General features: G+C 40.1%; 22 protein-coding genes and 3 pseudogenes. 7 read left to right on the top strand and 18 right to left on the bottom strand.

What is annotated here, in order from left to right; all coding sequences use genetic code 11:
• Positions 1-206: 206 nt before the first annotated feature.
• From dnaK to lepA, 5 genes are all read right to left on the bottom strand, one after another.
• Positions 207-2036 (bottom strand): molecular chaperone DnaK, encoded by a 1830-nt coding sequence (gene dnaK, locus AC25Y6_RS04455; protein ID WP_482100760.1) that lies wholly within the window; start codon positions 2034-2036, stop codon positions 207-209.
• Between the two features lie 47 nt (positions 2037-2083).
• Entirely contained in the window at positions 2084-2659 is a 576-nt protein-coding gene (gene grpE, locus AC25Y6_RS04450) for a nucleotide exchange factor GrpE (RefSeq protein WP_482100761.1), read from the bottom strand.
• The gene (gene hrcA / locus AC25Y6_RS04445; protein ID WP_482100762.1) at positions 2656-3711 is read right to left on the bottom strand and encodes a heat-inducible transcriptional repressor HrcA; all 1056 of its coding nucleotides are present in this window, start codon (positions 3709-3711) and stop codon (positions 2656-2658) included. The genes grpE and hrcA overlap by 4 nt, the downstream gene beginning before the upstream one ends.
• A 95-nt stretch (positions 3712-3806) precedes the next feature.
• The gene (gene hemW / locus AC25Y6_RS04440) at positions 3807-4940 is read right to left on the bottom strand and encodes a radical SAM family heme chaperone HemW (RefSeq protein ID WP_488142166.1); all 1134 of its coding nucleotides are present in this window, start codon (positions 4938-4940) and stop codon (positions 3807-3809) included.
• Between the two features lie 181 nt (positions 4941-5121).
• Positions 5122-6945: a translation elongation factor 4 gene (lepA, locus tag AC25Y6_RS04435; protein ID WP_482100764.1), complete on the bottom strand. Its 1824-nt coding sequence runs from the start codon at positions 6943-6945 to the stop codon at positions 5122-5124.
• 862 nt (positions 6946-7807) lie between these two features.
• On the opposite strand from lepA, the gene AC25Y6_RS04430 reads away from it, so the two are divergent.
• Positions 7808-7960, top strand: a complete 153-nt coding sequence (locus AC25Y6_RS04430) for a hypothetical protein (RefSeq protein ID WP_488142165.1) — start codon at positions 7808-7810, stop codon at positions 7958-7960.
• A 147-nt stretch (positions 7961-8107) separates the two neighbouring features.
• On the opposite strand, the gene AC25Y6_RS04425 is transcribed toward AC25Y6_RS04430, so the two are convergent.
• The 8 genes from AC25Y6_RS04425 to ureA all read right to left on the bottom strand — a co-directional run bounded on the left by AC25Y6_RS04425 (position 8108) and on the right by ureA (position 14800).
• Entirely contained in the window at positions 8108-9379 is a 1272-nt protein-coding gene (locus AC25Y6_RS04425; protein WP_488142164.1) for a RidA family protein, read from the bottom strand.
• A 263-nt stretch (positions 9380-9642) separates the two neighbouring features.
• Entirely contained in the window at positions 9643-10452 is an 810-nt protein-coding gene (locus AC25Y6_RS04420) for an urease accessory protein UreD (RefSeq protein WP_488142163.1), read from the bottom strand.
• A complete protein-coding gene (gene ureG / locus AC25Y6_RS04415; protein WP_482105269.1) occupies positions 10445-11074 on the bottom strand; it encodes an urease accessory protein UreG in 630 nt (209 codons plus the stop codon). The genes AC25Y6_RS04420 and ureG overlap by 8 nt, the downstream gene beginning before the upstream one ends.
• Before the next feature lie 23 nt (positions 11075-11097).
• Positions 11098-11838 carry an urease accessory protein UreF gene (locus AC25Y6_RS04410; protein WP_488142162.1) on the bottom strand — a complete coding sequence of 247 codons (741 nt, stop codon included), beginning with the start codon at positions 11836-11838 and terminating at the stop codon, positions 11098-11100.
• Positions 11780-12289: an urease accessory protein UreE gene (locus tag AC25Y6_RS04405; RefSeq protein ID WP_488142161.1), complete on the bottom strand. Its 510-nt coding sequence runs from the start codon at positions 12287-12289 to the stop codon at positions 11780-11782. The genes AC25Y6_RS04410 and AC25Y6_RS04405 overlap by 59 nt, the downstream gene beginning before the upstream one ends.
• A gap of 112 nt (positions 12290-12401) precedes the next feature.
• Entirely contained in the window at positions 12402-14117 is a 1716-nt protein-coding gene (gene ureC, locus AC25Y6_RS04400; protein WP_488142160.1) for an urease subunit alpha, read from the bottom strand.
• Positions 14114-14482, bottom strand: a complete 369-nt coding sequence (locus AC25Y6_RS04395; RefSeq protein WP_482105273.1) for an urease subunit beta — start codon at positions 14480-14482, stop codon at positions 14114-14116. The genes ureC and AC25Y6_RS04395 overlap by 4 nt, the downstream gene beginning before the upstream one ends.
• Before the next feature lie 15 nt (positions 14483-14497).
• Positions 14498-14800 carry an urease subunit gamma gene (gene ureA, locus AC25Y6_RS04390; protein WP_482105274.1) on the bottom strand — a complete coding sequence of 101 codons (303 nt, stop codon included), beginning with the start codon at positions 14798-14800 and terminating at the stop codon, positions 14498-14500.
• A gap of 470 nt (positions 14801-15270) precedes the next feature.
• On the opposite strand from ureA, the pseudogene AC25Y6_RS04385 reads away from it, so the two are divergent.
• Positions 15271-15573, top strand: a pseudogene (locus AC25Y6_RS04385) (transposase); the annotation flags it as partial.
• Here AC25Y6_RS04385 and AC25Y6_RS04380 read toward each other — a convergent pair.
• The gene (locus AC25Y6_RS04380; protein WP_482105275.1) at positions 15501-15848 is read right to left on the bottom strand and encodes an urease subunit gamma; all 348 of its coding nucleotides are present in this window, start codon (positions 15846-15848) and stop codon (positions 15501-15503) included. The pseudogene AC25Y6_RS04385 and the gene AC25Y6_RS04380 sit on opposite strands and share 73 nt — an antisense overlap.
• A 344-nt stretch (positions 15849-16192) precedes the next feature.
• Between AC25Y6_RS04380 and AC25Y6_RS04375 the strand changes: the two are divergent.
• The 4 genes and pseudogenes from AC25Y6_RS04375 to AC25Y6_RS04360 all read left to right on the top strand — a co-directional run.
• A pseudogene (locus AC25Y6_RS04375) lies at positions 16193-16497 on the top strand (IS30 family transposase); the annotation flags it as partial.
• A gap of 100 nt (positions 16498-16597) precedes the next feature.
• Positions 16598-17527 carry an urea transporter gene (locus tag AC25Y6_RS04370; protein WP_488142159.1) on the top strand — a complete coding sequence of 310 codons (930 nt, stop codon included), beginning with the start codon at positions 16598-16600 and terminating at the stop codon, positions 17525-17527.
• Positions 17528-17851: 324 nt separating this feature from the next.
• On the top strand, positions 17852-17974 hold the full coding sequence (locus AC25Y6_RS04365) for a hypothetical protein (protein ID WP_482105277.1): 123 nt from the start codon (positions 17852-17854) through the stop codon (positions 17972-17974).
• Positions 17975-18218: 244 nt separating this feature from the next.
• Entirely contained in the window at positions 18219-18671 is a 453-nt protein-coding gene (locus AC25Y6_RS04360) for a hypothetical protein (RefSeq protein WP_482105278.1), read from the top strand.
• Positions 18672-19346: 675 nt separating this feature from the next.
• Here AC25Y6_RS04360 and AC25Y6_RS04355 read toward each other — a convergent pair.
• The 4 genes and pseudogenes from AC25Y6_RS04355 to AC25Y6_RS04340 form a co-directional block, all read right to left on the bottom strand.
• Entirely contained in the window at positions 19347-19559 is a 213-nt protein-coding gene (locus tag AC25Y6_RS04355) for a hypothetical protein (protein ID WP_482105279.1), read from the bottom strand.
• Positions 19559-19761, bottom strand: a pseudogene (locus AC25Y6_RS04350) (recombinase family protein); the annotation flags it as partial. The gene AC25Y6_RS04355 and the pseudogene AC25Y6_RS04350, both read right to left, overlap by 1 nt.
• A gap of 323 nt (positions 19762-20084) precedes the next feature.
• Positions 20085-20498 (bottom strand): universal stress protein, encoded by a 414-nt coding sequence (locus AC25Y6_RS04345; protein WP_488142158.1) that lies wholly within the window; start codon positions 20496-20498, stop codon positions 20085-20087.
• A 13-nt stretch (positions 20499-20511) separates the two neighbouring features.
• On the bottom strand, positions 20512-21921 hold the full coding sequence (locus AC25Y6_RS04340; RefSeq protein ID WP_482105281.1) for a SulP family inorganic anion transporter: 1410 nt from the start codon (positions 21919-21921) through the stop codon (positions 20512-20514).
• Positions 21922-22040: 119 nt separating this feature from the next.
• Between AC25Y6_RS04340 and AC25Y6_RS04335 the strand changes: the two genes are divergently transcribed.
• Positions 22041-22607 (top strand): recombinase family protein, encoded by a 567-nt coding sequence (locus tag AC25Y6_RS04335; protein WP_488142157.1) that lies wholly within the window; start codon positions 22041-22043, stop codon positions 22605-22607.
• The last annotated feature ends 631 nt before the right edge of the window (positions 22608-23238 follow it).

Here is a 23238-nt window from a genome sequence, read left to right as displayed (position 1 = left end):
AATACTTTGGCATGTTTACTATTGTATCACTACGAACTTAAAAGCGTAAGCGTTCAGTGAGCTCCGAAATGCAGGATAGATGCAGTTCATTCCCCTTCCGCTATATTAGCTTAAAGGGCTAGCCGCTGCTGCTTGGACTCGGCAATAAAAACCGAAAAAGCCAAAGCCGGAATATCGGACTTTGACTTTTCCGTCAACAAATACTTTTATTTAGTTTCTTTGTCGTCTACTTCTTCAAAATCAGCGTCAACTACGTCGTCGTCCTTAGGCTCAGAAGTGCCTTCAGCACCTTCAGCGGATTCAGCTGCAGCTTGCTCATATAATTTCATTGACATTTGTTGGACAAGTTCATCCAATTTTTCTTTTTTCGTACGAATTTCATCATAATCAGCAGCTTCTAGTGCAGCTTTCAACTCTTCCTTAGCTTCTTCCACACTCTTCACATCTTCTTCGGAAACTTTTCCTTCAAGATCTTTTAATGTCTTTTCAGCCATGAATACGAGTTGGTCTGCTTCGTTTTTCAAATCTGCTTCTTCTTTACGTTTTTGGTCAACCTCAGCATTCGCTTCAGCATCTTTCACCATACGTTCGATTTCATCATCAGTTAGACCCGAACTTGCTTGGATTGTAATATTTTGCTCTTTTTGAGTTCCAAGATCTTTCGCTTTAACTGTAACAATCCCGTTTTTATCGATATCAAAAGTAACTTCAATTTGAGGAACTCCACGTGGAGCCGGTGGAATATCCGTCAATTGGAAACGACCTAGCGTTTTGTTGTCCGCAGACATTGGACGTTCGCCTTGCAAAACATGAATATCTACAGCCGGCTGGCTATCCGCTGCTGTTGAAAACACTTGTGATTTGCTAGTTGGAATCGTTGTGTTACGTTCGATTAGTTTTGTAAAGACATTACCCATTGTTTCAATACCTAGTGATAATGGTGTTACGTCTAATAGAACAACATCTGTAACATCTCCACTTAAGATAGATCCTTGTACAGCCGCACCAAGTGCAACTACTTCATCCGGGTTGACGCCTTTATATGGCTCTTTACCTGTTTCTTTTTTAATAGCTTCTTGAACCGATGGAATACGAGTTGATCCACCAACGAGAATTACTTTATCAATTTCAGATGCAGCAAGTCCAGCGTCTTTTAACGCTTGGCGTGTTGGAACCATAGAGCGTTCAACAAGGTGAGCAGTCAATTCATCGAATTTCGCACGAGAAAGTGTGACTTCTAGGTGAAGTGGACCTGCATCTCCTGCTGTAATGAAAGGTAGTGATACTTGTGATGATGTTACGCCTGAAAGGTCTTTTTTCGCTTTCTCAGCAGCATCTTTCAAACGTTGCATTGCCATTTTGTCTTTTGACAAATCAATACCGTTGTCTTTTTTGAATTCCTGAACGAGGAAGTCAATGACTACATCGTCAAAATCATCTCCTCCAAGTTTGTTGTCTCCAGCAGTAGATTTAACTTGGAATACGCCATCGCCTAGTTCTAGGATCGACACGTCGAACGTACCGCCACCAAGGTCATATACAAGAATTGTTTCGTCTTCATCCGTTTTATCGAGACCATAAGCAAGCGCCGCTGCAGTTGGCTCATTAATAATTCGTTCGACTTCAAGTCCAGCAATTCTACCTGCATCTTGTGTTGCTTGACGTTGTGCATCGCTGAAGTAAGCTGGAACAGTAATAACTGCTTTTGTTACTTTTTCACCTAAGTATTCTTCTGCATACCCCTTCAAATATTGAAGAATCATCGCTGATACTTCTTGAGGTGTATATTCTTTGTCTTCTGCTTTAACTTTGAAATCAGTACCCATATGCCTTTTAACAGACATGATTGTGTTCGGGTTAGTGATTGATTGGCGTTTAGCAACTTCTCCAACTTGACGTTCGCCGTTTTTAAACGCTACGACGGATGGTGTTGTACGGTTACCTTCTGGATTTGGAATTACTTTCGGCTCTCCGCCTTCATAAATTGCAACTACTGAGTTTGTTGTCCCTAAGTCAATACCAATAATTTTGCTCATAATCAAATTCCTCCTATTAAATAGTGCTTCTTTTATTGTAATTCTTCTTAATCGTTAACTTTAACCATTGCTGGTCGCAGTACTCTGTCTTTCAACATATATCCTGCTTGCAATTCTTCAAGTACGATACCTGCAGGTTTATCTTCATCTTTTCCAGTCATAATTGCTTGATGGAAATTAGGATCGAACTCCTGATCGAGTGCTTTGATCTCGACGAGACCCTCTTCTTCAAGAGCTTGGACAAATGTACGGTATATCATATCTAATCCCGTCATCATCGTTTGGACTTCTTCTGTTTTTGCTTCAACAGTCAATGCCCGTGAAAAATTATCTAGAACAGGAATAAGATTAGTTACTACATTCTGAGCACGGTATTTTTGAGCTGCTTCTTTATCAAGGGAGACCCTTCGTTTGAAGTTTTCATAGTCTGCCAGTAATCTCAACCGTTTGTTCTCTTCTTCATGTAGTTTTTCTGTCAGTTCTTGCACAGTAGTGTCATTCCCGTTTTCTATGATTTCAATCGAATCCACATTTTCATCTGAATTGATTGTTTCAATTCCATCTTCAAGCGTTTCATTTACTGATTCTTCTTTAACTTCAATTTCATCATTTACATTTGTCATTGGTCGTTCCTCCCTGCCGTTCCGCCGCCTATTGTCAACCTTGCCAATTCACTGGACAAATCACTGCTCATTAAATCGAGCATAGTAATGACTCTTGCATAATCCATACGTTTTGGTCCGATAATCGCGATGGAACCCGTCATATTGTCGCCCGCTGAATACGTAGCTGTAATCACACTGTAATCTTCCATGGCATTGTGATTATTTTCAGAGCCGATGCGGACATGGATACCTGTCATACCTTCTTGGAAAAACGTCATTGCCGGTGCAGCATTATCCATCAGTTCGAAAAATGTTTTCATCTTATGGATATCATTGAATTCAGGTTGTTTCATCATATTCATTTTACCGCCAAAAAACAGCCGTTCTTCCGGTGCGATTGATATCGCCCGTTGGAATGAGGCGAATAAGTCGCCAGCGTGATGGATATGACGTTCCAATACCGTTTTCGTTTCCTCGACTAGCATTTTTTGAATATTAACAAGCGGTGTGCCAATCAGTCGTTCGTTTAGGATGTTCACCATTTTTTCAATATCAGACGCGGTGAATCCTTCCGGTACATTGAAAAGCTTATTCTCAACACGGCCATTGTCTGTAACGATAATAGCGACAGCCGTCTTCCGATCTAATGGAACGATTGAAAAACGTTTCACTGCATGTAGTGAAGTGTCTGGCCCAAGAAGAATCGAAGTGTAATTGGTCAAATCGGAAAGAATTGTTGCAGATTTACGTATCAACTCTTCAGTTTCGACAATTTTCTCTCGAAAAACAGATCTCAAATGGATACTGTCTTCCATGTTTAGCTTTTCTGTAGTCATCAAATGATCGACATAAAATCGGTACCCTTTTTCAGATGGTATTCTACCGGATGAGGTGTGGGTTTTTTCAAGATAACCCATCTCTTCAAGATTAGCCATTTCATTCCTAATTGTCGCAGGACTGAAAGGAGCTTCCGGCTTTTTGGATAGCTGCCTTGATCCGACAGGTTGTGCGGATTCGATGAAATCGTCAACCGTCAGTTGCAATATAAGCAATTGTCTGTTCGTCAACATAGCCATCACTCCTGTTAGCACTCTATAACCACGAGTGCTAATGCTACTGATAATTTAACAAATACAGATCGTCGTGTCAACGAATTGACTCACGATTATTTAAGAAATTGTTGAAACACATCATTTCCCCTGTAAACACCGTGCTCTGTTAACTTGACGGTATCATCCAATTGCATGACAAGTCCGTCTTCAATCAGAGATTGCAGCGTTTCACCGTATACATTTTCAAGCGATTTCCCAAATTTCTTTTGAAATAATGAACGAGAAACGCCATTTGATTTGCGTAATCCAAGAAACATCTCTTCTTCCATCGCTTCTGTTTCTGTAACTAGATGTGTTTGTTGTAACGGCCTATTACCCGCAGCTGCCTTTTCAATATATTTTGCAATCGGTCCAATGTTTGAATACCTGGTTCCATTTATATAACCATGTGCACCGGCACCGATTCCTGCATACGTTGCGTTCTCCCAGTAGATGAGATTATGAATTGATTCTTGACCAGGTATTGCAAAATTACTAATTTCATAACGATTTCGTCCATGGCTTTCCATATGTTCAATTAGCATCGTGAACATTTCTGTTTCGATATCTTCCCCCGGCAGCGGCAATTTTCCTTTATTCATCAAGTTATAAAACACTGTTTTCGGCTCAACAATAAGGGAGTATCCTGAATAATGAGGGAGGTCAAGCGCAGTCGCCTGTATAAGCGTATCTTGCCATTGAGCGATAGTTTGTCCCGGTAACCCGTATATTAAATCAATACTAATATTGTCGAATCCTGCTTTTCTAGCTTCTCCAACAACTCGTTCAGCATCACCTGGACTATGCGTCCTCCCGATCTTCGTCAACAATTCCGCGTCAAATGATTGTACACCGATACTCAGTCTATTTACGCCGCCATTTTTCAGAACAGCTAACTTCCCGAATGTCAGTTCATCAGGATTTGCTTCAGTAGAAAATTCTTTTAAAGAACTAACATCAACATATTCATGAATGATTTCAAGCAATCGTTCGAGTTGTTTTTCAGATAGTGAAGTCGGTGTTCCGCCTCCTAAGAAAACAGTTTCGACTTCTTTAAATGAAATCCCCTCATTATGCATGATAGATAGTTCCTGTCCTATCGATTCGATATATTCATCTACAGGCTGGTTCTTGAAAAATACTTTATTGAAATCACAGTAATGACAAATTTGATGGCAAAACGGAATGTGGATATACATGCCCCTCATACCGTCACTTCCTTTCTTTAGTAAGAAAAACTCAAAATATTGCTCAAGGAATCCAGTCTTACATAATACAATATGCTGTGTCTCTCAGCGACAAACCGAGGTAGTATCGACTCAAAGATCTCAGCTTTATCGTTTAGACACGGAAAAAAGAGGGCTATACGCCCTCTATTCCATTTATTAATTAATCTTCATCCATTTTCAATACTGCCATAAATGCTTCTTGAGGAACTTCAACTGAACCTACTTGTTTCATACGTTTTTTACCTTCTTTTTGTTTATCAAGAAGTTTACGTTTTCGAGAGATGTCCCCTCCGTAACATTTAGCCAAAACGTTTTTACCCATCGATTTGATTGTAGACCTTGCAACAATTTTTTGACCGATTGCTGCCTGCACAGGTACTTCAAATTGTTGTCTAGGAATTAGTTTCCGCAATTTTTCAACAATCGCTTTTCCGCGGTCATATGAGAAGTCTCTATGCACAATGAAACTGAATGCATCGACATGTTCCCCGTTTAAGAGGATGTCCATTTTTACAAGTTTCGATTGTTTATAACCAATCAGTTCATAGTCGAGTGATGCGTACCCTTTTGTACCAGACTTCAACTGATCGAAGAAATCGTAAACAATTTCCGCGAGTGGCAATTCGTAGATGATATTGACACGAGTCGAATCCAAATAATCCAACGTCATGAAGTTACCACGTTTATGTTGACACAGTTCCATAACGGAACCTACATACTCATTTGGCACCATGATTGATGCTTTTACATATGGCTCTTCGACATAATCGATTTTTTGTGCGTCTGGCATCATTGCAGGGTTGTCCACTTTCATTTCAGAACCGTCTGTCAAGACAACATTGTATATAACACTTGGCGCAGTTGTGATCAAATCGATATTGAATTCTCGTTCAATACGCTCTTGAATAATTTCCATATGCAAAAGGCCTAGGAATCCACAACGGTATCCAAATCCAAGTGCTTGAGACGTCTCCGCCTCGTACTCAAGTGCAGAGTCATTCAACTCTAACTTCTCAAGTGCGTCACGTAGTTCATTGTATTTCGATGTATCAATTGGATACAGTCCGCAGAACACCATTGGATTCATGCGTCGATAACCAGCCAAAGGTTCGCTTGCCGGGTTTTTCACACTTGTAATCGTATCTCCTACGCGTGTATCCCCGACATTTTTTATGGACGCCGATAAATAACCGACGTCGCCGACAGTCAATTCATCCCTAGGTGATATTTTCGGAGTAAAGACTCCTGTTTCTAGGACTTCGAAATCCTTACCAGTCGCCATCATATGGATCTTATCTCCTGGCTTGACGGATCCTGCCATGATACGAATATTTACAATAACTCCTTTATAAGGATCATAATGAGAGTCGAAGATTAACGCTTGTAATGGAGCGTCCGGATCGCCTTGTGGGGCAGGGACTTTTTCAACGATTTGTTCCAGAATATCCACGATTCCAATACCTGCTTTTGCAGAAGCAAGAACCGCTTCTGATGCATCCAGTCCGATTACATCTTCAATTTCTTTTCTAACACGTTCCGGATCTGCTGCTGGTAAGTCAATTTTATTGATGACGGGTAATATTTCAAGTTCATTATCAAGTGCCAAATAAACGTTTGCAAGTGTTTGCGCTTCAATCCCTTGTGCCGCATCGACAACGAGGATTGCACCTTCACATGCCGCAAGACTTCGCGACACTTCATATGTAAAGTCGACGTGTCCAGGCGTATCAATCAGATGGAATGTATATTCCTGCCCGTCTTTCGCCAAGTACGTCAACTGCACTGCATTTAATTTAATCGTGATTCCGCGTTCTCTTTCAAGATCCATCGAATCCAACGTTTGGGTCTTCATTTCCCTAGATGTTAACGTTTGAGTCTGTTCCAGAATACGATCCGCCAATGTTGATTTCCCGTGATCGATATGGGCGATAATAGAAAAATTCCGGATGTTTTTTTGACGTGCCGCTCTCTGTTCATGATTCATGTAAGTTCACTCCTATTTTAACTATATGAATTATAGCAGATATCCGTTCACCTTTACATATATTTGTGTTAAAACCTTTAGGGAACAGGCTTGAGAATGATTCAACCTGATAATTTTTGTACTGTTTTATATGGTTTTATATAAATCATGGCATCAAAATTACTTATCATCCAGAAATGAAATAGCCCATTTTTATGAAGTCTTTTCTATGTCGGACTATTTCATTTTTATTAACTATAAAATCGACTTTCTCTATTCTTAATCACACAATCAAAATCTTACCTATAATCCATTCTTTTAACCGCTCGATTTCCCCCTTATATACTACATTCCCCCAATACTTCTACTCACAGTTTAGAAACGAGTGAAGTATCTATGAATTAATCGAAGTATAGCTCGTAATCGTTGCCTAGCAACTACCCAGCGCTTGTTCAACGAGCTGAAAATCCATCTAAACAGTTGCTACTCTGCTTTCACCCAGTCAATTCTCCGGAAATCTAATGGCACCAGCGATTGACGGGTTCTGGTACATATTAGCAAACCAAATGCGTACGATCTTGCAACGTTATGGATGGCTGAACGGCATTGCGTACATAGATAACAGTTAAGTTGTCACATTGATAGCATAGAAACGTTAGCAGAAGAACAATTTGTATTTAACGAAATACTCAGCGTGAAAGGGTGAAACCAATGAAAACACGACCTTATTTAGATTTCAGCATTTCCGGTAAACCGTCACTCTCATTTCGATGTTCCGTAATTGGATTAACCGGCATGAATGGTTTCGCTACCTGTTGGACATTTTGTTAATAGTTCCACGATTTTGCCGAATCATACATCTGACTTTTCCACCGACTGCTATGTGGATTCCAAGACACTTGTAAAGGGCTATGAATACGCTGCTGACCGATTTGTAGTTATTACAGAATCCGAACTAGAAGGATTGAATAGTGACATCGGGGAAAAAGCAGTAGGGATTGCGGAGTTCGATGGCAACGATACTCAGAGCAATTAGGCGAAATTTCACAATCAACTAAAAAATGGGCTGTCTCAATTTTCATTTGAGACGGCCCCTTTTTATGAATAGGATATACGATTTCCCATTCACCATCGGCATTAACCAGTAACTTTGATAGTTCTTGTATTTACAAACAAATGCCTGTTATGCTTTTGGAGGTGTTCCTTCAGCGTTTGATACAACTGCTTCGATTTGGACTAAAGCATCTTTAGGTAGAGCTGATACGCCAAGTGTTCTTCGTGCAGGAACACCGCCTGGGAAGAATGTTGTGTAAACTTCGTCTACAGCATCAATATCTGTGATATTTTTAAGGAAGATATTTACTTTAACCACATCGTCCATAACGTGGTCTATACTTTCTAAAATTGCCTTGATATTTTTTAAGCACTGTCCAGCCTGCTCTTTTACACCGCCAGCTATCATTTCACCAGTTTTCGGGTCCAAAGGTAATTGAGCTGAAATGTGATTGTAATGAGAAAACGCTACAGTTTGTGTAGATAGAGAACTCTTTGGTGCATTTTCAATGTTGTTTGCCTTTATGATGATTCCATGCCTGTCTTCAATAGCTTGTGGGGGTGTACCATCTCCGTGTGACACCACTGCTTCAATTTGTACCAAAGCATCCATTGGTAAAGCTGAAGCTGCAACTGTTGTCCGTGCAGGTACATAGGCTGCGGCCCTGGCGATAGCCGTGTCTGGGAAAAATGTTGTATAAACTTTGTTTACGACTTCAATATCCGAGAGGTTTTTAAGGAAGATAGTAATTTTAACAATATCGTCAAAAGGAACGTCGATACTTTCTAAAATTGCTTTGATATTTTTTAAGCACTGTCCAGCCTGCTCTTTTACACCACCTGTAACCAATCTGCCTGTTTTTGGATCGATAGGCAATTGAGCTGAGAGATAATTGTAGTGAGAGAAAGCCACGGTTTGTGTAGATAGAGGACTTGTAGGTGCATTTGTCGTGTTGTTTGTAAGCTTTATGAGGTCGCCTGCTTGTGGAGCGTTTGGAATTGAACCTTCACCGTGAGAAAGAAGTGCTTCAATTTGCACCATAGCATCCATCGGCAAAGCTGCAACTTCAACTGTTGTACGTGCAGGAACATAAGTTGGGAAGAATGATTTATAAACTTCATCTACAGCGTCAACATCTTTTATATCCTTAACGAATACCGTGATTCGAACAATATCGCTCATAACATGATCGATGCTGTCTACAATTGCCTTGATATTGTTAAAGCACTGTTCAGCTTGCTCTTTTATACCACCAGCTACCAATTTACCTGTTTTTGGATCGACAGGCAATTGAGCTGAAAGATTATTGTAATGAGAGAAAGCTACGCTTTGTGAATATAGACCGTTACCGTTCGAAGCATTCTCCGTATTTTTTGCTGATACTGCGTTATAACCGCTCATGAAAGTATTCCCCTTTTAGATAAATTTTTTAATTACGATTATCCCCTTTTACATGTAAAACTATATAGTAAGTATACCCATTCCAAGGACGATGACCGGTATTTTTTTCTTTCTTGGACGAAAATCGTGAGTAAACGACGTTTCAACCAAACTAGACAACGCAATCGCAAAGCAACATTACAAACAAAGTTTACAACATGCTAAACAACGCTCACTCAATACCCCAAAACCCGAAAAGGATACCCCTCTATCGGAGTGTCCTCTTAAACTATTTCTGCCAACAGCAGCTCATATATGCGCTTCATCTCTTCCTGCATCGTCCACTGATCGACCGCGAGCCATCTGCAATGGATGGCATTTCCTTCAAGCCTTGTCATTCCAGCTTTCAAGCCTTCTTCGACCCGCAATGTTTCTTGTATTGCACGCACATCGACATCTGCAGCTTTCGGTGATACGAGCCAAATCGAGCCGATATACATGGCAGTTTCCAGTACACCGATATCACCAAGTGCTGTTTCCTTTGGTGAGAAATGCAGAGAGTCAGAAGCAATTAATTCATCCTCGACAAAAATTTTGAAATTTGTATGGAACGATTGATAATCAAATATCTCACCGCGCTTTTCACGCCCTGGGGCAACGACTTCACCCCATAGTATGGTTGCATCGCGGGCGATTCGAAGTGTCGTGTCGCCTCGGAATTTCGCATCTACAAATGGAATAATAACTTCTGGCATCCATTCGAGATGCGCCCGTTCTTCGAGTTCGACGTTAATGTTCTGCACACAAGTATCTCCTGTATACGAAGGATAGATCTTTAAAGCGGACTGCTGAATCAATCTTACACTGCTATCCGTTGCAAGTTTCACTGTAATGTCATTCCGATCCCCGGCAACCATCCCGCCAGATGACTCCATTATGTAGACGGTCGCTTTTGGGTCTTTTCCTTCGTACAGTTCTCGACTCGCCTTCAATGGCGGCTGCTGGAAAACGTGGGGCATGCGCGTGTAACCCCTTCTCGGTTCGAACTCTAAATCGAGTTTTCCGTGATGAATTGCACGGGATGGGCTATGCATTTGAACCAGCGGATCCCGCACCTTCTAATAGCATATTGTGCTTGATCCATGCGACAACTTGATCGACGTTTTTTTGTGTTCTTACATCAGTGAAAATGTACGGACGTCCGTTACGCATTTTTTTCGCGTCGCTATCCATTAAATCGAGATCAACGCCAACGTATGGTGCAAGGTCTGTTTTATTGATCAATAATAAATCGGAACGCGTCAAAGCAGGTCCGCCTTTTCTCGGAATATCTTGGCCCTCTGCAACGTCAATTACGTAAATATAGCCGTCAACAAGCTCTGGGCTAAATGTAGCGGACAAGTTGTCGCCACCGCTTTCCACGAAAATAATATCAAGGTCTGCAAAGCGATTTTTCAGCTCATCGATTGCTGCAAAGTTCATCGAAGCATCTTCGCGGATTGCCGTATGCGGGCAACCTCCTGTTTCAACGCCTACAATGCGATCCTCTTCAAGCACGCCGCTATTTATTAAAAACTGAGCGTCTTCACGTGTGTAAATATCATTCGTAATGACCGCTACATTATATTCTTGATGCATCGCACGTGTAAGTTGATCGACAAGCGAAGTTTTGCCCGATCCAACTGGTCCACCGATGCCGATACGTACTGGTTTCATTTAGAAAAACTCCTTTCAATTCATCACGAAATAAACAATCTTGAGAACAAATACTCATGCTTCATAGAAGCAAGTTCTATACCTAACGCATTATTACTAATGTCAGCTTCCGTCAATGTAGAAACTAATTCCGCTGCTTCCGACACCCGTTCAATCAATTCATAAGTCGCCTGGACACCGGTAGTTTGTCCGAACGGCACCGCACGGACCGCATTTTGGACGAGTCCGTTAAGCGATGCAAACAAATACGTCATGACCGCATGATGTGCACTGACACCTGTAGTTGCACTGTAAATACCATAGAGAATGGCGTAATGTCCTTTAATCTCTTTCGAATCAATGCGATCTTTCCAGTCAACAAGAAAATCATCCGTCCCAAGTGGGGACACCGTTTTAATGAACTGTCTACCAAGTTTCACACTTGCTTCACGTGACTCCTTCGCAAGCTTGATCGCTCCGCATAATTGCTCCAAATAGAGAAGTCGCTCGATGTCCTGTTCCTGAGCCGCAGCATATGCTTCTTTGATCAAAATTGCATCCCCACGCACCAGGTTTTGAAAAAGAAACGATGTACAATAAGCGACCAAATCCTCTTTCGTCCGGATTACATCTTCCTGAATATACGTCTCCATGCCATACGTCTGCGTAAAGGACCCAATCGGAAACGCGGAATCATGAATTTGAATTAACCGTAAAAGGGCAAGATCAGTGAGAGTGTCCGCGGTACTTGAATGGTTGTTTAAATCGTCTTTCAGTTGTTTCATATGCGACACCCACTTCATCTAGCAATTTATTCAACGTATGATCTGCACGCACAATGACTTCATTTTCCTCAATTAATGCCGGTGTATGTCGGTTGCCTAGTTCGAAAGCCGTTTTACCCATTTCCGTCATGTTTTTTGGGCTAATCACGATAACCGGCTCCATCTTTGTGCGAACGGCAATCCGACGTGCGTTATCCTCGAATAAGACATCACCATATTGTAACGGCTGATGATCGTGATGATGATGATGATGATCATCGTGGTCATGATGCTCGTGGTCATCATGGTGTTCCTGTTGTTCAAGTGATAATGCTATATCTGTACCTTGATCTGTTTCTTTGCGCAGAATGCGTTTACTCAACTCTTCCCAGTCAAGCTCAATCCACTCTGTCTTTTTACCGGCAATCTCTTCTTCCGTTCCGATGTTACCAATGACTTTAGTTATAAGCATTCAGAATTCTCCTTTTCAGCATGTTCAAACAGGACGAGGTCAAAATAGCTGTGCAATTTTTGGCCAGCCATTTCGACCTTTCCTATTGATCACATTCGGTAATTTTCAGCAATTAAAACAAGAAGTAACGTTGTGCCATCGGGAGAACGCTAACCGGTTCACATGTAGCAAGTACGCCATCAATTTTCACTTCATACGTTTCAGGATTAACGTCAATTTCCGGCGTTTCACTATTATGTTTCATGTCTGCTTTACCAATGTTCCGGCAGTTTTTAACAGTGCCAATCATTTTCTTAAGGCCTAGTTTCTCAGGAAGGCCTTCTTCCACTGCAATTTTCGGAAGGAACGTCATTGCTGCATGTTGCGGAGCTTGTCCGTGGAAACCGAACATACGGCGCCCCATCATCGGTTGTGGTGTTGGAATAGATGCGTTTGGATCACCAGTAATTGCGTAAACAGCAATTCCGCCTTTAATAACGACTTCTGCCTTCACACCGAAAAATGCGGGGTCCCAAAGAATAATATCCGCCAGTTTCCCTTCTTCAATTGAACCAACTTCATGGCTGATTCCGTGTGCAATCGCCGGGTTAATATTTAATTTTGAAATATAACGTTTTACGCGGAAGTTATCATTGTCTTTTTCCTCGTCTTGCGGAAGTGGACCGCGTTGCATCTTCATTTTGTTGGCTGTTTGGAACGTACGCATTGTTACTTCACCCACTCGCCCCATCGCCTGTGAATCGGATGACATAATACTTAGAATACCAAGATCTTGCATAATATCTTCTGCAGCGATTGTTTCAGGACGAATACGTGAATCTGCGAACGCTACATCTTCAGGTACATCGTGTTTCAAATGGTGACATACCATAAGCATATCTAAATGTTCATCGATTGTATTTGTCGTAAATGGTTTTGTTGGATTCGTCGATGCCGGCAAGATATTTGGGTATGCAGCCAATTTCAGTTGGTCCGGCGCATGCCCTCCGCCTGCTCCCTCTGTATGGAAAATATGAATAACACGACCGTTAATCGCCTCGATTGTATTTTCAACGAAGCCCGCTTCATTGAGCGTGTCAGAGTGAAGTGCGACTTGAATATCGTATTCATCTGCAACTGTAAGACTCTGATCAAGAGCATCTGGAGTCGCACCCCAGTCTTCATGAATTTTCATGCCAATTGCACCTGCGCGGACTTGTTCAATAATTGGTTCCGTCGTAGATGCGCTCCCTTTTCCAAGTAACCCAACGTTGATCGGTAAGTCTTCAACCGCTTGTAGCATCCGGTGAAGATTCCACTCGCCGGCCGTCAAACTCGTTGCCTTCGAACCTGCGGCTGGACCTGTTCCACCACCGATGAATGTAGTCGTACCCGCGTTGAGTGCGGTTTCAACTTGCTGAGGACTAATGAAATGAATATGCGTATCGACAGCACCCGCTGTTGCGATCAATCCTTCACCCGCATATACTTCTGTTCCTACACCGATGATCATATCCTGATCTACACCATCCATCGAAAGCGGATTTCCTGCTTTTCCGACACCGATGATACGACCATCTTTAATACCAATATCTGCTTTTACAATACCTGAATGGTCAATAATCATAATGTTCGTAATGACTGTATCGAGAACACCTTCAGCGCGAACGTTTTTACCGTTTTGACCCATCGATACGCGAAGTGATTTTCCTCCACCGAAAACACCTTCATCACCGTATGTTGTATAATCTTTTTCAATTTCAATCCAAAGATCCGTATCAGCAAGACGCACTTTATCGCCTACTGTCGGACCGAACATTTTGGCATATTGTTCGTGTGTTACTTTCATTTATCCTCGGCTCCTTTAAATCCTGCTTCTGCTGCTCTATCTAAAATTTCGTCCTTATTATGCGTCGAACCTTCCGTCAAATTATTCAGTCCGAACACGTGACGTTTTCCGCCGAACTCAACTAATTCAACTTCCTTCTCTTCGCCCGGTTCAAAACGCACAGCGGTACCAGACGGGATATTCAAATGCATACCAACAGAGTGTTCACGGTCGAATTCAAGGTATTTATTAACTTCAATGAAATGGAAATGAGATCCGACTTGTATCGGACGATCGCCGGTGTTCGCAACGCGTACCAATTTCACGGGGCGTCCGGCATTTATTTCAATCATACCTTCAGCTGTTCTAATTTCTCCTGGAATCATTGTTAAAGCCTCCTATTATTGAATTGGACGGTGGACCGTCACAAGTTTTGTTCCGTCTGGGAATGTACACTCCATCTGCACATCACTGATCATATCGCCAACGCCTTCCATTACATCCTCAACCGTAAGCACTTGTTTCCCTTCGCTCATCAGTTGCGCAACAGTCTTGCCATCACGCGCGCCTTCCATAATGTAGTGGCAAATTAGTGCGATAGCTTCCGGATAATTCAACTTAACTCCGCGTTCCTTACGCTTAATTGCAAGCTCTCCTGCAACATGCAACAGCAATTTTTCCTGTTCAACCGGTGATAATTTCAACTCAAAGCACCTCTTTTTTTAATTAATAAAAAAACCAAACCTTTTAGGATTCAGAAAATTGACGCAACTAACGTTCTCATTACTTCTTTTAATTTAATTTGCATGAATATGCCATTTTGGACAACCGTCCAGTAGATCGGGCTTGCGGAATTTGTCGATGAATGTCGTTGACTGAACTATTATATCGGGTTATGGTTTTTTTCAACTGAGGACCGCATTATGGTTTCCACGCTGTCAACTCAACGGATGTATAAATGCTTTATACGACATCAAGAGGTTGTCCGACGGGGTTGTTTGCCAAATTAAATTTAAATCCATAGCTTTTTTTCTCCTTTTTGAAAACAACATTGGTGTCATTTAATTCTACATATACCATCATTTGTATTATTTCCTTTTGTATACATTGTGTTCATATAATTTTTCTTTGGATATTAATGTTAAGATACTATTATGAAGGATTAATTGATGTAGCTAAACGTAATCCGTTCCAGAACACCCTTTATCAGAGTCATATTCTCACCATGGAAATGTATATAAAAGTGTTGTTGGAATACCAGAAGCACCTATCCAGCTTGGAAAAAGAGATAGATGCTTCGGCAAAAGATATTGCAGAATATAAGATTATCCAATCAATTCCGGGCAACGGAGAAAAGATCGCGGCAACGATTATTTCCGAAATCGGTGAGATTGATCGGTTTAATCATCCAAAGAAACTGGTTGCGTTCGCTGGAATAGATCCGAGTATCTTTGAATCCGGCAAGTGGACAGTCACGAGTTTTACACCATCTGGAAACGTCGCTTCTACTTGCACATCGTGAATCATATCGGCCACGCCTTCCATGACATCTTCGACCGTTAAAATCGTTGCACCATATTCCATTAACTCTGCAACGGTTTTACCGTCACGGGCTCCTTCTAAAATTTCATGCGTAATCAAGGAAACTGCTTCCGGGTGATTCAGCTTCAGTCCTCGTTCTTTTCGACGCCTTGCCAAATCAGCTGCCACAACAATTAATAATTTTTCTTGTTCTCTAGGCAACAAATGCATACAAATTTATCCATTTCTTCACAATAAATTACTTTGATTTTTTCCAGCTAAATAATATATGATTAGCTCATCCATCAATTTCCATATACATCAATTTTTATACATGAACTTTTAATTCTTTATTTAATTTATTAAAGGGCTAGTTGTATAATCAAATGCAACAACTTAAAAGATGAAAGGTCACAGATAAACCGTAGATGATTAAGTCGACTAATGGACTAACCTAAATAACGAAACAATATAAAACACCTTCGATATGGGTATACTTCAAAAAAGTATTTAAATCGGAGGTGTTTTTGCGTGGGCAAAAATGTATATTCAAGTGAAATCAAATGGGCTGTTGTAAAAGAAAATATGAGGCGTTACTAACACTGACAGAACGAAAAACACGTAAAGAAATCATCGTGAAAATCGATGCGAAAGCGAGTGAGGCAGTGACGAAAGCGATGACAAAAATCCAAAAACACTATGGTTCTCTTTTTTCTTCCGTTTTCAAAACCATCACCTCCGACAATGGGTCTGAGTTTGCGGAATTAAGCCTTTCACTCAAAAGAGAGAAGATTGAAGACTACTTCACTCATCCATATACTTCTAGTGAACAGGCACGAATGAGCATCATAATGGGTTGATTCGTCGATTTATTCTCAAGCAAAATGTATTTCCATCGTCATATTACGGTTTTAATAGGGTTTCATCATATTGTTGCATTTAATATTGCATTTTAGGAAATTTATTAAAGGAGCTTTTTTATGCAAAAACATCTAACTGCAAGCAATGTGCTTACCATGTTTTCCGCTTCATTAAAAGGGATCTCGCAAGTTCTATTAATTGAAAATGCCATCACCGGTCTTATTGTGCTTGTAGCCATTTCTCTCTATTCCGTCCCCTTAAGCATCATGACCTTCATCTCCTCGTTTATCGGTACAGTTACCGCAAAAATAGGCGGGGCCGACGAAAAACTGATTTCTCAAGGTTTATTCAGCTTCAACTCAGCTCTCTCCGGTTTAGCAACGGTGATTTTTTTAGAAGGAAATCATCTTTGGATCATCGCATTGTTCAGTGCCGTGATAGCTGCCATATTCACAGCAGGGATGATGCATTTAACAAAACCATTTGATGTCCCTTCTCTTACCTTTCCTTACATCATTTTTACCTGGTTTTTACTGACTGCTTCACATCGTTTACAGTTTTTCGAAGTGATTAATTCTCTCGTTCCGCAAGGTCTGGCTTATTGGCATTTGGATATCTCTGGTCCCGTTGATTTGATAAGCGGCTTTACGAAAAGTTTTGGACAAATATATTTCCTTGATAATATTTGGAGCGGTCTTCTCATTCTAGCCGGCATTTTTTTTGCTAGCAAAAGACTCGGTATGCTCGCTATATATGCAACCATTATTTCCTTGCTGGCTGCTTATTACTTAGGAAGCGAACACTCTTTAATGAATTCTGGATTATACGGATATAATGCCATATTAACTATTTTTGCCGTTTCGGACGTTTTTCATAACAACAAGAAATTAGTTCCTATTTCTGGTTTGCTTGCAGCGGTAATATCTGTGCTAATCACTGCAAGTCTGGATAGCTTTTTACTGCCCTATGGTCTGCCGCCCCTCACTATGCCGTTCGTCTTAAGCACATGGCTGTTTTTATTTGCCCGAAAACTAATGCCTAAGCTTTAAACATTGAAGTTGCCCCAAAGTCCTATATTCTAGGGTCCTGGGGCAGCTTCGCATGCCCATCAACCTAAGTTAAAATCATATCCCCAAAACGTATAACACTATGCTTATCATATGAATTTTACGAGGTAGGGTGATGTTGTTAGACGAAAGATGTCATTTCGGAAGAAATCAAACTTTTTATACAAGAACTACAACATTTTTTATCACCGACCGTCCTAGAAAAAATGTCGAAAGAAACTGGTTTTGTCAGGCGAGATAATTAGTATCAGCGAATAGCTTATAGCCCTTTGAGTCTGTTCGGTAGGAAGTCGCGAGTACAACGAAATGTCATCAGCTGACATGGCACAGCTGAAGAGTAAGTTAGAGTACGGTGAAATGATTGAGGTTTCGGAGGCATACATTGGGAAAATCAGTAGCTCGGGGCACCCGTCATCATCTATCGTTTAACAAATGAACAAACGCAAACACGTCCGAAAAATCAATCTGTGCGTGAGAAAATGAAAGGCAATATCCTAGCGTAAATGGGCTTATTTGGGGTTCTCACACTGAACCTTAAACATAGTATTATTACCATTGATAAAATGAATGGCATGCAATTCAAATTAATTACGTCCGGTTATTGAAAAAGCTGAATAATAATTATTAATCCAGGGAATTACTCAAGAGGAATATTTCTAAAAGGAGGAATATAATGTCTTTCGAAAACGAACTAGAAAAAATCGAATTAGAACCTGTATTTGAGGAACGGCTTTATGAACGATACGAATTTACGGTCACAGTTCGAGGTGATGAATTTAAGGGGCATTTTCACAATGAGGAAATTCAATGGCTTCAACCACACCCGAGACAAATGCTAGGTGACGATAAAACCGATACTTTAGAAAAAAGCATCTATAAGCTGATGAACGAACATCGTACGGCTAGCGAAGGAAAAGACGTCGAACTTACCCTAGCATTTGAGGGAAAATTGCACGAACGTCTACAATTTACAATCCAAATTCAAGGGGAAGAATATAAAGGCTTTGTCCATGAAGGGGAAATACAGTGGTTCCATCCTCATCCTCAACAAGAGCTTAAAAATGAACACGTCCAAGCAATCGAGGTAGATATTCATGAAAAGGTAGCCGATCAAGAAAAAGAATAACAGAGACCCGTATATTCAGAAGTTCGTCTGTTCTTTTTCACAAAAAGCTCTCACGCTATTTATTTTTTCTGCCATCCGGCATATCCATGGTTTTCTCCAACAACTGAGTGATTCTTTAGCTTTCTTCGTACCAATCATTTCTAAGTCAAATCCATTTTTAATAAATACTTGAGAAGGACCTTTACCGCTCTGATTTTCTTAGACAGCTGATACTTTAAATTCAGGTTTATATTGGACAGCGCAATCTGAAACTGAGTTTACATTAGGATTCGTTTCTAATAATCTACTTTGGTGTTCATTGAAAAGAATTTTACTTATTGAAAACACTCCTGTCAGGATATTTTACTTCAGTATACCTAAGCTTTTAGACAGAAAAAACCCCAAATGGTAGACACTTTTATAAAAGTGTCTACCATTTGGGGTTCAGTTCTTTTAATGTAAAGGCAGCTTTTTTTATAACTAAACAGCACACGTTAGTTCAATATGGCTATGTTAACTTATTCTATCTTCACGGATGGATTTAAAAAGTCTTGTAGGCTGCATGCACGGCAGGTTAACATAACACCGATTTTGAGAAGTATTTTTCTTCAAATTAAAGACCAACCATACTATTAGAAGTACGGAACCCCTAAATTCACAATCTGCAAAAAAAAGAAGATCAGATTTCGCCGACCTTCACAATGTTCTTGTAATACTTAACTTGCGATACATCGCTATTACCTTTATATTCTCTCGTTTCCGCATCTCATTCCTCAACACTGGGATTTTGAATTGTTTCTCCATTTCAGTCATTAAACCGGCCAGTAGAATATCTTTTCTTGGTTGATCTGCATGGATGATTCTATCATACTCCCTTTGATAATCTAAAAGTGATTTCTTGGCCATCATTATCTGTCCCCTTTAGCTACTTCTCTTTTGGCACGAATTAGTGTGCTTCTAGAAATCCCTGTAATTTCTCCTACTTGCGTATAGGAATTCACTTTCAATAGCTGTAAACGTGTGCTACTTGCTTTTTAGTGATTTTCTTCGGTCTACCTTCACGGAAATCAGGATTTTGCTTCGCAATGGTTTTACCCTCTGCGGACGATTCGCTATAGTTCTAGTGAATTTCCCTTACTAGATATAGAATAATATAAGGTATTTTTTTCGTGTGCCAATTTAAGCCCCTCCTTCTGTTTTTTAAGATTCATTTCTATATTTACTAAATCACTGCTGTTGCGTAACTAATTACTGAGCTCCCCCATTGAATTCCTATATTTCCGAATGTAGAAAAAGATGGCATTCCCTTATTTTGATTGCTAAAAACGGTCTAATAATATCTTTTGGGCTGCACTACAGTTAAATCTGCACAGACACTCTTTACTCACTTTCCCACCAGTCATCACTTCGTATAGCATTGGGAATGAAAGCTCTTTATTTAACAATTGTAATCGGGCATTTCACATGCTTCATTACTTTGTGACTAACGCTACCGAGTACCATTTCTTGAATAGTATTTAAGCCACGACTCCCGATGACAAGTTGGTCAATTTCTTTTGAATTCACATACTTTATTATTTCTTGACTTGGATTCCCTTTTAACATGGTAATCTTCGTCCTTACTCCGACGTCTTTTGCTAATTCTATAATAGGAAGCACTTTTTGCTCTCGTTTTAATGTTAAGCTCTCTGGACTTTGGGATAATAGCCTCTCATCTCTCGCCTTATTAAAATCCGCTACATAAATAACTTCTAAATGCGCGTCAGGTAAGTATTGGACGAGCGTAATGGCATGTTTTACTGCACGTAAAGCATTTTCTGACCCATCAATTGCTACGGCAATCTTCATGTAGTTTCCTCCCCTATGTTAGCCGTTTATACAATTGTTCACTTGAAGAATTTAATCCTTCAATCTGTACCTTCACACCTTTTTGCTCAAGCTTTTGTTTCACTTTATATATTGCACCTACTGCCGATTCATCCCACAGCTGACTATTTTCAAAATTAATGACGATTTCATTTTCTGAAACGTTGTCGAATGACTGAATAAATTTTGTAGTTGACGCAAAAAATAAAGGACCTTTCACCTTATATTCATCAAAATCATGCGTTACTGTTACACGAGAAACCTTTGCGACAAAGAATAGCGCACTTAATATAACACCAATAACAACACCAATCGCTAAATTATGTGTATATAAAATAATCGCAACTGTAATGAGCATTACAAGTGATTCCGATTTAGGCGCTTGTTTCAAAAACTTAAACGAACCCCAATTAAATGTTGTAATACTAATCATAATCATCACCCCGACAAGAACGGGCATCGGAATTTTGATAACTACATCTCCTAAAACGATAATTAAAAACATTAGAAATACACCCGCTGTAAATGTCGATAAGCGGCCTCGTCCACCTGATTTAATATTGATGATTGATTGACCAATCAAAGCACAACCTGCCATCCCACCAAAAAAACCAGTGATAAAGTTGGCGATCCCTTGTCCACGTGCTTCTTTATTTTTATTACTCGACGTATCAGTCATATCATCTAATACTTGGGATGTCAGTAAGGATTCCAATAAACCGACTATCGATAAAGCCAAAGAGTAAGGTAAAATAATTTTTAACGTTTCAAAGTTAAGAGGAATATCTGGAAAGAAAAAAACCGGTAATGAATTTGGCATTGTCCCCAGATCACCTATTGTCTGTAACTTCACACCACTGATAAGCGCAATACAAGTCATAACGACAATCGCAATAAGAGGTGCAGGAATAGCCGTGAAAAATCGTGGAATCGCGTACACTAAAATTAATGTAACAACCGCAAATATATAGGTCAGACTGTTTGCCCCAAGTAAATATGGCATTTGCGTAATAAAAATCATAATCCCTAGTGCATTCACAAATCCAAGCATTACGGAGTTTGGGATGAAGCGCATTAAATTCGCAACACCGAATCCTCCGAGTATTAATTGGATAATACCTGTTAAAATTGTAGCTGCAAGGACATATTGTAGACCATGATCCGCCATTAAGCTGACAAGCACTAAAGCCATCGCACCTGTCGCAGCTGAAATTAAACCAGGTCGGCCACCTACAAACGAAATAATGACCGCAATTGTAAACGAAGCATATAACGCGACACGTGGATCTACACCCACAATGAACGCAAAAGCCAATGCTTCAGGAATGAGTGCCAGTCCTACAACAATGCCTGCTAAAATATCGGCACGCACATTCCCAAACCACTGTTGTTTTAAAGTATTCATACTGTTCCCCTCTCATGATGTCTAAAATTACAAAAAAGCTTATACCAATGTTAGAATATTAATATCATATCATTCCCAGTCCCATAAGTGAATAGTTTTGGGAAGTTAGGAGCGCAAAAATGAAATACGGATATATCCGTCCAATTGTCTTGGATCAACATTGCACCCATCAATTAAATGAACTTTTCATCGATACATTATTTAAAGAGACACATGGACTTGCAAGGAAAAGAACAGAACTTGAACACCTATTAATGACTGTCCAAAAACATGACGAACTATTCATCCAAAATATTGTAGTATTAGCTGATTCCCTGCAGCAGCTTTTAGATATTTTACGATTAGCAGAACGAGATCAAATCACCATTCACTTCGTCGATGAACAATTAACCAATCAAACGATACAAAAAGCTTCACTACTTCAAAGTGCTACTTTTTTTTCGAATTTACAATCTAAATTTCTAAGCCATTCTTCTACTTTTACGCTACAAGCTGCTAAACATCAGGGCAAATCGATTGGTCGTCCACGAAAATCAGATGACAATTTACAGCTGGCTTTTGCAATGTATGACAGTAAGACTTATACGCTATATGACATAAAAGAAGCGACTGGAATTAGTAAGTCTACTTTATATCGTTATTTGGATGACCGCTCTACATTGTTATCCGATGAGAAAAAGTATTAGAATCAAAGCAAAATCTCTTGTACCCTCATAAGGAACTTAATTTTTGCGTAAGTGTTCTCGATTCGTTGGTTGCCACGCTTTTTCTTATAGGATATTTCTGCTCAGACGATGACAACGTTCAAATAAATAGCCACTATCACGAGCAACACCAAAGTCATCTTCATCATCGTTAACCGAGAAAGGAACTTTTCCATATTCCATGCTTGATAGTAACAGGGCTGCGAATAGGGGCATTGTGAACCACATTAACCTAGCCAGTCTCTAAATTTCCCACTGTTGAATTCGATTGCCGATGAAATAGATAGTCACAGTCTACGACACACGCATACTTCCCTACTTGCGGACCGGTGTGGGTTTCATGGCTAGACTCGTTCACAAGAGCGATAGGACAACGACAGATATATATTTGCACGTTACTAAAGAACGAAGACGTGAAGCATCCCCGAAATTCGGTTCTCTTATGAGGACGCAAAAAACCAATCAGGATATATATAACTGATTGGTTACATATGCTTGTATTCACACCCAAATTATGTCACGGCATCAGAATAAAAAAAATCCCTCAAAACCATTGATACCATAAGGCTTCAATTTCAATTTCACTACTATATGAATTGTAGCAGATATCCGT

It is taken from the genome of Sporosarcina sp. Y1004 (assembly GCF_057669665.1).
The sequence above is the reverse complement of the archived record's forward strand: the minus strand, read 5'-3'. Positions and strand labels throughout refer to the sequence as shown.